General features: G+C 37.3%; 9 protein-coding genes. 2 read left to right on the top strand and 7 right to left on the bottom strand.

What is annotated here, in order from left to right:
* Positions 1-16: 16 nt before the first annotated feature.
* The 4 genes from E6C50_RS09665 to E6C50_RS09650 are packed head-to-tail and all read right to left on the bottom strand — an operon-like array spanning position 17 to position 3130.
* A complete protein-coding gene (locus E6C50_RS09665) occupies positions 17-706 on the bottom strand; it encodes a YjjG family noncanonical pyrimidine nucleotidase (protein WP_136403032.1) in 690 nt (229 codons plus the stop codon).
* A 9-nt stretch (positions 707-715) separates the two neighbouring features.
* A complete protein-coding gene (locus tag E6C50_RS09660; RefSeq protein ID WP_211089533.1) occupies positions 716-1261 on the bottom strand; it encodes a hypothetical protein in 546 nt (181 codons plus the stop codon).
* Complete coding sequence (locus tag E6C50_RS09655) at positions 1254-2504, bottom strand: ABC transporter permease (RefSeq protein ID WP_136403031.1); 1251 nt, start codon at positions 2502-2504, stop codon at positions 1254-1256. Before E6C50_RS09655 ends, E6C50_RS09660 begins: the two co-directional genes overlap by 8 nt.
* The gene (locus tag E6C50_RS09650; protein WP_136403030.1) at positions 2501-3130 is read right to left on the bottom strand and encodes an ABC transporter ATP-binding protein; all 630 of its coding nucleotides are present in this window, start codon (positions 3128-3130) and stop codon (positions 2501-2503) included. Before E6C50_RS09650 ends, E6C50_RS09655 begins: the two co-directional genes overlap by 4 nt.
* Before the next feature lie 279 nt (positions 3131-3409).
* Between E6C50_RS09650 and E6C50_RS09645 the strand changes: the two genes are divergently transcribed.
* Complete coding sequence (locus E6C50_RS09645) at positions 3410-3823, top strand: Fur family transcriptional regulator (RefSeq protein ID WP_136403029.1); 414 nt, start codon at positions 3410-3412, stop codon at positions 3821-3823.
* On the opposite strand, the gene radC is transcribed toward E6C50_RS09645, so the two are convergent.
* Positions 3815-4513 carry a RadC family protein gene (gene radC, locus E6C50_RS09640; protein WP_136403028.1) on the bottom strand — a complete coding sequence of 233 codons (699 nt, stop codon included), beginning with the start codon at positions 4511-4513 and terminating at the stop codon, positions 3815-3817. The genes E6C50_RS09645 and radC overlap by 9 nt on opposite strands.
* 466 nt (positions 4514-4979) lie before the next feature.
* Between radC and E6C50_RS09635 the strand changes: the two genes are divergently transcribed.
* On the top strand, positions 4980-10736 hold the full coding sequence (locus E6C50_RS09635; protein ID WP_136403027.1) for a TcdA/TcdB catalytic glycosyltransferase domain-containing protein: 5757 nt from the start codon (positions 4980-4982) through the stop codon (positions 10734-10736).
* 101 nt (positions 10737-10837) lie between these two features.
* Here the strand turns inward: E6C50_RS09635 and E6C50_RS09630 are convergent, their stop codons facing one another.
* Together E6C50_RS09630 and E6C50_RS09625 are read right to left on the bottom strand one after the other, a co-directional pair.
* Positions 10838-12193 (bottom strand): UDP-N-acetylmuramate--L-alanine ligase, encoded by a 1356-nt coding sequence (locus E6C50_RS09630; protein ID WP_136403026.1) that lies wholly within the window; start codon positions 12191-12193, stop codon positions 10838-10840.
* A gap of 2 nt (positions 12194-12195) precedes the next feature.
* Positions 12196-12891 (bottom strand): tetratricopeptide repeat protein, encoded by a 696-nt coding sequence (locus tag E6C50_RS09625; RefSeq protein WP_136403025.1) that lies wholly within the window; start codon positions 12889-12891, stop codon positions 12196-12198.
* Positions 12892-12911 lie beyond the last annotated feature (20 nt).

The following is a 12911-nucleotide window of genomic DNA, read 5'->3' as shown; positions in this document are numbered from 1 at the left end:
TGGTTTGGTTTACTATTTAAAGTATTTTTTTAAGTTCTAACAAATGACGCACCTGTGGTACTTTTAAAGCATCCCCATAGTCAGATTCACTAAAAAAGATGGCATCAAGTCCCACATTTAATGCTCCTTCGATATCAGCTTCCATACTATCGCCAATCATAACGCTTTTATCTTTATCGGTTCGGGCAAGATCCAAAGCAAATTCGAAAATCTTCGGATTGGGTTTTTTAACTCCGGCTTTTTCCGAATTGGTTATCGTAATAAAATAATGATCGATATTGGCATTTTTGAGCTTCCCTTCCTGAACTTCATGGAATCCGTTAGTGATGATATGCAGGTTGTATTTTGGTTTTAAATAATCCAGGATTTCGATAGCACCATCGAAAAGATGATTGAACTTTGGCAGATACCAGATATATTCCTGTGCTAAAAGATTGATTTTCGCATCGTCGATTGGATATTGTAACAGGTCGAACACTTCTCTAAAACGGGAATACCGCAATTCCTGTTGTGTAATTTTTTCTTCCTGATATAGTTTCCAGTATTTAAAATTAATTGGGATATAGTATTCCAGAAAAGTTTCCATCGAAATGGGCATTGCATGCTTTTCAAAGATTGCCTCGAAAGCCAGTGCAGAATTTTTTTCAAAATCCCAAAGGGTATGATCCAGATCGAAAAAAATATCGGTTTTATTCGTAAATCTCATGCTTGTATTTTATTTGGCTCCTTTAACGATAACGGCATCATCTACATGATATACCCAGTCTTCCACATCAGCATCATTATAACGGAAATTCCCTTCCAGTGTTACATACTGGTCGGTTTTTAATTTTGGTGTTTCCCCTTTAAATTTAATCCCCATAATGGTTTCCGGACCGGATTTACCACAAAAGAAACAAGATGCAAACACATTTTTACTTAACGCATAGGATTTGTTATCGATCGGGATAATAAAGCCGCTCATCACAATGCGCTTTTTATTGGTTAGTTTTAGTTTCGCATTTACCTGCGGAAACATAACTTCTCCATATGTTTTATGTTGTTTTTTCACATATTTAATGTCGCCCAGCAATTTCCAGGTAAGCGTATCCGGATTTACCAGTACTGTAGTGTTACGGTTATTGGTAAAACGCCCAAATCCTGCTTTTTCCACTTTTATATCTGTAGTTACATTATGCTGAGCTTTCTCCGGAGTATAGCAGTATTCCAGGACTAAAAGCAGTGCCGTAAGGGCTATTACTACTATTGATTTTTTACGCATTGGCCAAAGTTTTTGAAATATTAAGTTTATAGGCCTTAATAGCCGGAATAACAGCTGCTAAGGCACCGACAAATATAGTTAGTAAAAATAAAAATCCTTCTTTTTCCCAGACAAACTCAAAAGGATTAAATGCCATTTTGAATTCTTCTTCTGAGGAACCGGAAATAAACAGTAATGCTACTCTTCCAACTATTGTGCCGGAAAGATAACCCAGTACGCATAAGATCAAACTCTCAATAACGACCAGATACAGCAATTGAAAACGGGTTGCTCCGTTCACTCGCAATAAGGCGAATTCATATTTTCGTTCTTTTAAAGTATTATATAAAGCAATAAAAATACTAATTCCGGATATCAGCATAATTCCATACGCCAGGTATTGCAAAGCCTGAAGTCCGACACCAAACAACGTAAACAGTCGGTTGATTTCGATAGCCGGAGAAGCGGCTTGCATTTTGGTGTTTTGCGGAATCATTCGCGGCCAGGTTACAATTCCCATTTTATTTCGGAACTTTAATAAAACTGCCGTGATCTCTTTTCCTTCCTCGCTAATCACAACGGCATCGTGATGATGATCGGCTTCCGCATGATCGTGATCGTGATCGTGCACTTCGGTTTCGCCATGTTCGTGCGAATCGTGCATCGCCCAAACACTTTGAATATTGGAAAGAATCAGGTTATCGATTACTTTTCCGGTTTCCGACAATACACCAACGATATGATAAGCATGTTCCTCATGAACCTCACCTTCTTCGGCATCGCCATGAGAACCAAAAAATTTATCTCCGGTTTTCAGGTTAAGTTTTTTAGCGACTTCGCTTCCAACAACAACCTCAAAATCCTTTTCAAAGGCTTTACCCGACACTACTTTTGCAGCATACTTTTCCATATAATCGGTAGTGGTTCCAACAATTTTAAAACCGTGGTAATTATCGCCAAAAGCCAGTGGAATGGCTGACTTTACAAAAGGGTTCGTCATCCATTTTTTAGCTTCCTGATAATCGATATTACCGGTAGGCGCATCCACCTGATATACGGAAGATAAAATAAGTTGTAACGGACTTCCCTGCGCGCCTAAAACCAAATCGATTCCATCGGCATTGCTCGAAAATTTTTCTTCAAATTGTTTTTGCAACAGAATTAATACAGTGATAATCGCTACACTGGCTGTTAGCAAAATAATGCTGAGCGTTGTATTGAGAGGTTTAAACCACGTATTTCTCCAGGCTAATTTTGTAATCATGACAATGTAATTTGATTGGTAAAGCGTTGTTTTAATCGGGAATCATGTGTCACAATTACTAGTGCCGATCGGTATTCTTTGGCCAGATTATCCAATAAATCGGCAACTTTGAGTGCATTTTCATCGTCCAGACTCGAAGTCGGTTCGTCTGCCAGAAGCACTTTTGGTTCGTTGATTAACGCTCTGGCTATCGAAACCCGTTGCTGCTGACCAATACTGAGTTGGGAAGGCAACTTATGGATATGATTTTCAAGGTCAAGATATTGTAATAACTGTTTAGCCTTTTCGATTTGTTGCTTACCCGAAGCCAGCCAGGAAGCCAATGCTACATTTTCCAATACAGACAATGAGGCTATAAAATAGGATTGTTGCAAAACCAGTCCGATATTCTTCCCTCTGAAATGATCCAGTTTTTTTTCAGACAATATTCCAATATCGGTAGTATTTATAAGGATTTCGCCTGCCTGAGGTCGTAAAAGTCCACCCAAAAGATGTAACAATGTTGTCTTTCCTTTTCCGGATCCACCGGTAATTAGTATAGTATCGCCATCGGAACAACTAATATCGGGAAATACAAAAGAAGTCCCTTTTCCGTATGAGAACGTAATATTTTTAGTAGCAATCATTATCAAATGCTTTTAATATGTGCAATATGGTCTTTTTTAAAAGAAAAAATAGCTCTTTCAAGAGCTATTTATACTAAGCCAATCAAAAATAACAAAAAATTAGTTCCTGTTCTTTTTATTATGAATATTATAACTAAAAAGCCTGTGTTTCTTATATCAGTTGCACTATCTATTCGTTTAAAAAAAGAGCCTTTCCGACACCAGAGCATCGTATTTTGATTTTTTGTAATTTTGTTGCAATGGCTTACAAAACAATAGCACAACCTGTTCATTTTAAAGATGGCTGAAAAAAAAATCAAAAGAGAACGTAGCTCAGGTACCAAAACTGCGATACTAGAGCTATTGAAGGCACAAAATACGGCCTTAGCCCATAAAGATTTCCACAATCATTTTGGAAACACATATGACAGGGTTACAATATACCGGGCATTAGACCGACTCGTTGACGAGGGAAAACTCCACAGAATTACAAACCTTGATGGGGTGATTCAATATGCCTTATGTAAGGAATGTGAATCCAAAGATCAGTCACAACACAATCACGATCATGTTCACTTTAGCTGTGAAAAATGTAAAAAAACAACTTGTATGGATTCTATTGCTATCCGGATTAATTTACCTTCCGGATATACTGTTCGGGAGCAACAAATTTTAATTAGTGGGGTTTGTCCGGAATGTAATGCTTTAGAGTAATTTTTCATCCCGAAAACTAAAGTATTCGCTTTCGGTTACGATAATATGATCGAGTACCATGATATCGAGATAATCTCCGGCTTCTTTTAGTTTATAGGTAATATTAATATCGGTTTCACTGGCTTTTAGAGATCCCGAAGGGTGATTATGAGTCAGGATCACACCGGTTGCGCTATGTTCGAGTGCTGTTTTAAAGATTAGTCTTGGATCTACGAGAGTAGCGGTCAAACCGCCTTTACTGATTTGGTATTTATGAATTAATTTATTAGAATTGTCTAAAAGGAGAATCCAGAATTCTTCATGGCTCAGTTCTCCGATGATGGGTTGCATGATTGTGAAAACGGATCTGCTGGACATAATAATCGGGAGGTTCCATTGACTTGCTTCTGCTTTTCTTCTTCTCCCTAATTCCAAAGCGGCTATTATGGTTACTGCTTTCGCCTGTCCGATACCTTTAAAGGACATTAATTGCTTTACGGATAGTTTCCCTAGGGTGTTTAAGTTATTACCCGCACATCTCATAATTTTTTTCGAAAGATCCAGGGCGCTTTCTTTTTCACTACCGGATCGTATCAGGATGGTTAGTAATTCGGTGTTACTTAAATTGGTTCTACCTTTTTCGATTAGTTTTTCTCGGGGCTGATCGGAAGGAGCCCAGTCTTTAATTGGGATGTAATTGATTATTTCCATTTGGCGTATATTTATTTGCTTACAATACTAGTTTGGCTTAAAATCCGTTTCTCTAATAAAATAAAGTTATGATTTTTTTTCTGGTTTTTCTATTCCTAACCTACCCAATAACAGCCACATTTCCCCCTTTAATTCCCTTTTAAAACAGACAAGAGATCGCAATAAACAAACCTTTTCATAGACAATTACTTAAAATAAAAGGACAATTCAAATAAACCTCAAAAAGTTACAACAAACAAATCTACATTTGAATATTTCTCTTTAAAACAAGTTATTAACAATCGTAAGATTATAGTGATTTTCCTCGAATTTAAAAAATCTAAGTTAGCGACTTCGTCTTAAAATACGATCAGTACGTACATACCAAAACAACTCTGGTTTTCCCTCCTCTTAAAGACAAATCCCTTCAAAAAAGAATAAGTTATACATTATATCACATTCATTATAAACTTAAAATTTCAGATTTATGTTAACACCGGCAGTTATTACTTGGGATGATTTCGTAAGCCAGATTATAGACTTATCGCAAACACCCGAACTTCGAGAAAGACTTAAAGAATATTGTAATAGTCCGATATTTACATCGCTTAGAGAGCATCTGGGTACTTATCATGCGTTACCCGATCTCCAACGGCAAGGAGAAGAAGGTTTTAAGTTATTATCTACAATTCATAACGATCTCGAAGTTACAGAAAATGTGACCCTTACTTTTATTCAAGAACTCTTTAACTCTCCCCTTACCCTTCTAATGTACAATACTATCTTTCAGGGTGAGAAGTCCATTGTACAGCGGAACATTCTTGCTTTAGGGATTCAGCATCCCGATGTGGAAGATGTATTTCATCTAGTAAACATCTCGCCTACTTTTACGGGATACGATATGGGAAATATAGAAGCCTGGATAATAGCCCAAAGCAGAAAGCCCAATCCTTCTACCATCCGTTTGTGGATAGATCAAAATAATTATCTTGTATATGATTTATATGTTGAAATCTATAAGACCGCCACTCGTCAAGCAATAGAAAAATGGAGAAACTTACATCCGGAAAGAATAGCTGATCTGGAACGGTTCAAAACTATAGAAGAACAAATAGCACAAATACATCAGGCCTATCTTCAGAATCCGACTCTTGCATTATTACTACAGCATGCAACCCTATTAGAGGAACATATGCAATTAGAAATAGAAACCCGTGCTTATATCGAGGCGTTTAAAGCCGACATTGCATCAGAAGGAATTCTTCTTCAAGACAACGCATATCATTTCATCAAAGATCAGCCTCGTGAACAGTGGGACAGATTGCGCTTACAATTCATGGCAGAACAATTAAATGTTCCTAGAGAATTACTAGAAAATTACGCCCAAAAAACAACTCTCTATCACGAACGACTAGATATGATTCGGAGTGAATTTACCGGAAAATACCCTAATTTTTCCTTAAATGACGTACAGGATGCTTTCGGAGCAGTACCTGAATTAGATCGTTACTACAATCGGGAGCTATTATTACGTATGGATTATCGATGTGCCCATAATCTTCTCAGTTTAATGGTATTAAAATTACAAGGCGGAAACATCATTGAGACCGGCACTTTACCTGAATTTAACCAGAGTATAATGAATATAATTGAATTACATGTGCTGAGAGAAGTTCCCGTTCCGGGACAAGAGGAACCTCGAATTATTAACATCTGTAAAGATTATAGATTAGTACTGGGAGCAATTAAAGAACGTACTGTAGAACTAAAAATACACCAATCTACACAAACTCCCGATCTCTGTTATAATAATTCAAGTGTAGAAGATCAGGTAATAATCGACTCAATATGGTCGGCAATAGAAGGGGTGCCTATTGAAGGTTTTTTTAAAACCATTGAACGAAACTCTATTTTTAAAGATTATGTCAAACTAACAGATGGAGCCTATCTCCCACAACAGTATTATACTTCCCGTCAAGTCGTTAGTTCTCGTTCCGATTCTGCCGGACTACAGGCGATCATAGAACATGTAATTGAGACTAACACAAAAATTGAGTTTATACTACCTGCTTTATCCATCCACAGAACAATTGAAAGTTTAAGAGCTTACAGAGATACCACCTTTTTTACTACTTTTTACCATTATTTGGATGCTGAATCTACTAACTTAAAAAACATGACAATAGAAGCCCAATGTCAATATCGCTTGGGACGATTCATGAATAATAGTGACAACAATAATGATGATTTATGCGGACCAACAGCAATACGATTAACCTTATACGATTTTTTTGCTTCACGATACAATCGCTCTACAGCTTCATTTCTGGAATCAGTCCAAATACAAGAACTTTTTCCTGATTATGCGCTTTATTTAGCAAATCGTTATCCTACGGTCTCGATACAAAATGCTATTGAACTAATAAACTCTTCCGCTTATGACTATCTGTATTCGGAGGCCGAGAATGTACTTTTCAGACGGATTCAACGCGTACTAAAGTTTCAGGAATATTTTGAAACCAAAGCCCTGCATTTTTATCAATTAGCCAACAACCTTGAATCCAAAACGTTACAATTCATACCGCAAGATCTCTTGTTATCATCCTTTGAATATCCGGAAGGTTTATGCTTGGGATTATCCATACTTCAGGGATTAGCTGACGACTTAAACGCCAACGATATTTTCGCAGCCGATATAGCAGCAGTATCCGCATTACAGCAAAACAGATTGGACAATACACTATCAGTAGCTGATACACAACTTTACAAACAGTTTTCAGAACAATTAAGAAACCTAAACCGATCTGTAAATGCCGTCTTTTTTGATGAAAAAGAGACACTATTCAAAAATGCCGGAACTGCTTCTGTAGACCAATTAGCCACTGCAATAACAAAGCTCCCTTTTCAAAAAGACAGCCGCTTTTTGCTGGTTACACCCAATCACGGAATGACCTTGAGTCTTAAAGGAGACACTTACACTTTTTATGATTCTAATATCGGTTTCGTAAGTTTCGAAAGTCTGGAAAAAACAGGCCTTTTTATTCAACAGCATTTGGATTTAATAACCGGGTTAGGAGATTATTACGAATTAACCCATAATGACGTCTATATTACCAGCTATCAAAATGCCGATTTGACTATTTTTAAAGAATTAAGCTATTTTACCGACATCATTAAACAGGGAGGTGTTTCGCTAACAATAGATATCCTAAAAGATCTAGACCACAAACATGGCTTTGTAAAATTTAAGGACATTAGTTTTAAACGTACTGAATTAGCTGCTATGGGCTGTCAATACAATTTGAATCCTGTAGATGAAAAAACGCCTTTCGAAGATTCGGACTTCTGGGATAAAGTTTCTTTTAATGCTCAGAAATTATACCATTTCATTTACAATCACGAAATTGATACGGTTACAATTGACAGACTAAAAACTTTAGAGGCCAACGGAAAATTACCCACAGACGGTGGCGTATTACTGGCGGCGTATCTTACCGACGGAAAAGCCACAGGACATACAGAACCCTTACACTATGACATTTTAAGATCGGCAGAACAAATAGCTGATGCTTTTGATCGCTTTTCTATCAAACTAGACAATTTACTGGATAATTTAGGACTAAATCTCGAAAACTATAAATTCAAAAATAGCAACATTAAAAAATTAGACGATCACTTCTATCAAACAACCTTAGTTCATAAAAAAACCGGAAAAGAAGTCTCACTTTCACTCGATTGTACCGAATTTGAAAGAATAGTAAATAATCATGTGAATACCTTAGCAGAAGCAACGGAACCAGCCGTGGTTTTGGGCGGAGTTGGTTTAGGTTTAATGGGTTTAATACGAGGTGCTACAGCTCTTCGAGGCGGACACGGCAGTAGTTACGACATTGTCTCGGTGGCATTGGGCGGTAAACAACTGGCTGACGCTATACTGGGAACTGTAGCAATGACAATTATTGAAGACTCACTCGCAGAATCAGGCACCATTTTTACGTTTTCGATAGAAGGAACTATTGCTAATCTATGCGAACGAACGGCGTTACAGGTAGGTGGAATCGTTGGAAAACTTTTAACTTCAATTAGTATATTCCTAAAACTTCCGTTGATTGGTTTAAATATATGGGGATTATACGAGGATGTTACATATCTGAACTCGTCAGAAGGATCACAACGTGCAGTAGCAATCAGTCAATTGGTTATAGATTCTATAGTAGCAGCACTCACCTTAGCTTCTTTTGCGGTGCCCGAAGTAGCTGTACCGGTACTTATCATTAGTGCTTTGGGATTAGGAATTGACGCGCTTGTACAAAATCTGGCCAATGCTCATGAACGTTACTATCAATTTATAAAATGGCAGGATAATATGCGTGCTTTCGCCAACTTAAAAAGCAACAAGCCTGCTCCTGGAGTAATCGATCTTTCTCGGAATCAGATTCTTGGCAATATTAAATTAACACTTACCGACAATGAGAAAAAACCCTATCAATTAAGCTACACAAAATCCTGTGATAATGCTTTTCATTATGGACATCATCCCGATAAAACGCCGGAACAAGTACGAAAAGAAGTCGATTATGGTTATCCTTCTACCTCTCCTATTCCTCCATTTGCCCGGGAAGAGTTTATCAATCCGGATAATTTACCTTTTAGCATCGGCTCCGGGATTATTCAATTGGTAATATTAGGATTTGGAACGCGTTTTCAATTAATGTCGCAAGTAGAATATATATCCGATTGGCTTTTATATGATGACAGGAACAAAAGACAAAGCGGCGGATACTGGGAAACTTTTTATACCGCTCCGGAATACAATTCTATTCAACAAGATGGCTTGTCCTGTGAAGTAACGGGTAATAATGGCGACAATATCTTTATGATCCCCAATATTATTGACTGGTCCGATCCTGAAAAAGCTTCCGAAACGATCGAACGATTTGCTTCTTATCAATTTACAATTGATACCGGATTAGGAAACAATACTGTAACATTTGGACAAACAGGAACCTACAAGCTAATTGGCGGGACTGGAAATAACATTTTAGATCTTTCTCAATTGCAATTAAATTTCAAAGTCGATCTGGATATTACCAACTATCAGGATATTTATGATGGAGGCCGGTATGCAACAGCTATAAAAGCGTCTATTACTAATTTTAATACCGTAAAATGTCCCGCTTTTAACTTTAATCTGCATAGAGAAGCAACCATTAGAGGCGGCTCCAATAAACCAAACAACTTTATTGTTGGGAAAAATTCACAAGTAACCATTTACGGAAGAGGAGGTGGTAACACCTATATTGTTAGTGAAATTCCATTGCGAAAGCTCGAATATGCTCAGGAAATCAAATTATACCTGCAACCGCCTGTTACCGCTAATGATGACCACTCAAACATAACGGTAGAACGCATTCATTTTGAAGACTACAAACTTTTATATTTCAGCAACGTTACCTTTTTATTAGATACTAAATTAACACCTGTGCTCTCTTTAGAAGGTATTATACTACAATCTATCTATATAGAAGGGTTCACTTTAGCGGATAACGCAATCACTAATGTACTGTTCTCTACTAAAGACGGGTTTTCATTTTACTATGACGACTATCTCAAAAAAGGTGTAGTTACACAGGTCGATTTTGACAAATGGAATCTATACAATGAAGAAATGTTTAAACAGACATTCGATTTTCATTTCTTCAGCACCATCTACAAAGAAAAATTTGTCTTAGCAGATGATGTCGTTTGTATTAATAAGGCAGGAACCTTATTTATGAACCAAAGCAATAAAAAAGGAATATTATTCGCAAATTTAAAAACAGAAATAATTACTATCCCGAAGGAATTCAAAGAATTTTCATGGACGGTAGCTACAAACCACGCAATACACACTATTAGCATCCAGAATTTTATGTGTAATACCGAAAAGCCAATGATCGTTTTTGACGGACATTCTTTAATTAATATTAAAAACACTATCGATTTATCTGACTTTGGAAAAACGTATACACTGGTTGTTAGTAAACAACGAAATGCGTTATTAGTAACACTTATCAATACTGATCCAAATGAACAACTAATAATTTTCTTTAAAGATATTTTTAATCAGAATATCACACAGGCAATAGCCAATTCGGATATCGTATTGCGAAGAGATACTAATAATGTTTTAAAAATAAGTGCCTTATTGGAACTTTGCAAAAACTATATCCATGAGACACTTACGATCCCGTTTGTTGTATAAAACCGCACACAAAACTTTCTGTTTTTGTTTTGTACAGTATCGCTTTTAGTTATCTTAGAACTGCCTTAAATAATAAAAATCAGCAGTTCTAAGATTTCTTTTTACAGTATCAATTTCTTTACATCGTCGAAATCCAGTCCGCCGTAATTTCCGGAACTCATTAATAAAAGTACCGTATTATCCAGGTTAAGATTAAAAAGATACTGTTTGAAATCTTCCGGGTTGGTGTAAATAATTAGGTCTTCCCTATTGAATGCTTTAGCAATCTGTTCATAGGTTATCGTTTCCAGTCGTTTGATCTGAACCGCTTCCGGCGAATAAAACACAACAGCGGTATCGGCAGCATTGAGTGCTCCCTGGTATTCTTTTAAAAATTCGGCATTCAAACTACTATAGGTATGCAACTCCAAACAGGCAATCAGATTCCGGTTTGGATATTGTTCTTTTACGGCCTTAGTCGTCGCGGCTACTTTACTTGGTGAATGCGCAAAATCTTTATAAGCCACTTTACCTTTACCTTCCGCGATTTTTTCCAGACGTTTGGAAGCGCCTTTAAAACTTGCAATGGCTTCGTAAAAATCGGCTTCATCGACACCCATATTCTGGCAAATCCATTTTGCTCCGGCAAGATTATTCAAATTGTGCGCTCCGAAAACTTCGATTGGCATTGGTCCTTCCGGTGTTGCCAATAACGTTGTTCCGTCTTCCACGGTGTAATCGGGGGTATGATATGGAATTTTACGGATTGGATTGGTCGCTTCTTCCGCTACTCTTTTTACTTCCGGATCATTTTCATTATAAACCAATATACCGCCATTAGTAATTTTCCGGATAAAAATCGAGAATTGCTCTACATAATTTTCATAGGTCGGAAACACATTGATATGATCCCAGGCAATTCCGCTGATCAATGCAATATTCGGTTGGTAAAGGTGGAATTTCGGTCGCGGATCCATTGGAGACGATAAGTATTCATCACCTTCCAAGACGATAAAATCATTATCCGCCGTTAGGTGAACCATCGTATCAAATCCTTCCAATTGTGCGCCTACCATATAATCCACCTCGATATTATGATAATGCATTACATGAAGAATCATCGAAGTAATGGTCGTTTTCCCATGGGAACCACCAATGACAACCCGGGTTTTATCTTTTGACTGTTCGTACAAAAATTCCGGATAGGAATAAATTTTCAATCCCAATTCCTGAGCTTTCAACAATTCGGGATTATCGGCTTTGGCATGCATTCCCAAAATAACCGCTTCGATATCGGATGTGATTTTTTCGGGGAACCATCCCATTTCTTCCGGTAATAATCCTTTGTTTTGTAAACGGGTTTTGGAAGGTTCGAAAATAGCATCATCACTTCCGGTTACCTTATATCCTTTGCTATGTAAAGCCAGTGCCAGATTGTGCATGGCACTTCCTCCGATAGCGATAAAATGTGTACGCATTTTTATGTTTTTTTCTTTTGATACAAATCTAAGGTTTGTTTTGCTTTTTCCGGCATCTTCATTTTATTTTTATACAAATCGGCCAGACGTTGGTAGGTCACTTTTGACTGACCAATAGCCACCGCTTTGATAAAATATTTTTCCGCTTCGGAATAACGCTTAAAATATTCGGCTATATGACCTTTGGAAAGATAACCGTCCACCGGTGAAATTGCCATTAACTCATCGGAATAACGTTGTGCTTTTTTTTCACTTCCGCCCAATATTCCGGGAAGTTCCAGATAAAAAATTACCAAAGCCCAACGGGATTCTATATGCTTCGGGTTTAATTTAGCAGCTGTCAGGAAGGCTTCTTCAATATCATCGATCATCCCCAATGCTTTGAACTTACTCACCGACTTTGCTTTCATCGCCATGGCACCGCCATACTTATAATAGTACTCTGCATTTTTAGGATACCACACTTTTAGTTGTTGATAATACGAAATAGCTTCGTCCCATTGTTGCTTATGCGCCGCAATATCACCTAAATATTCGTTTGCTTTAGCATTGTCCGGATCTTCTTTGACAATCGCACTGAAATAAGGCCGTGCTTCTTCATAGCGCGCCTGATCAAACAATAGAATTCCCTTTTCAAAATTTCCTTGTGACCAAACTACAAAAGGCAGTAGTAGTATTATATAAACGAATCGCCTCATGTTTCAAAAGTACTATATAT

It is taken from the genome of Flavobacterium supellecticarium (assembly GCF_004801375.1).
In the GTDB taxonomy this organism is placed as follows: domain Bacteria; phylum Bacteroidota; class Bacteroidia; order Flavobacteriales; family Flavobacteriaceae; genus Flavobacterium; species Flavobacterium supellecticarium.
Note: the sequence above shows the minus strand (reverse complement) of the source record. Positions and strands in the feature narration are given on the sequence as shown.

Excerpts from the sequence above, each read along its gene's own strand:
- E6C50_RS09665 (WP_136403032.1), bottom strand. The coding sequence starts at position 706 with ATGAGATTTACGAATAAAACCGATATTTTTTTCGATCTGGATCATACC.
- E6C50_RS09660 (WP_211089533.1), bottom strand. The coding sequence starts at position 1,261 with ATGCGTAAAAAATCAATAGTAGTAATAGCCCTTACGGCACTGCTTTTA.
- E6C50_RS09655 (WP_136403031.1), bottom strand. The coding sequence starts at position 2,504 with ATGATTACAAAATTAGCCTGGAGAAATACGTGGTTTAAACCTCTCAAT.
- E6C50_RS09650 (WP_136403030.1), bottom strand. The coding sequence starts at position 3,130 with ATGATTGCTACTAAAAATATTACGTTCTCATACGGAAAAGGGACTTCT.
- E6C50_RS09645 (WP_136403029.1), top strand. The coding sequence starts at position 3,410 with ATGGCTGAAAAAAAAATCAAAAGAGAACGTAGCTCAGGTACCAAAACT.
- radC (WP_136403028.1), bottom strand. The coding sequence starts at position 4,513 with ATGGAAATAATCAATTACATCCCAATTAAAGACTGGGCTCCTTCCGAT.
- E6C50_RS09635 (WP_136403027.1), top strand. The coding sequence starts at position 4,980 with ATGTTAACACCGGCAGTTATTACTTGGGATGATTTCGTAAGCCAGATT.
- E6C50_RS09630 (WP_136403026.1), bottom strand. The coding sequence starts at position 12,193 with ATGCGTACACATTTTATCGCTATCGGAGGAAGTGCCATGCACAATCTG.
- E6C50_RS09625 (WP_136403025.1), bottom strand. The coding sequence starts at position 12,891 with ATGAGGCGATTCGTTTATATAATACTACTACTGCCTTTTGTAGTTTGG.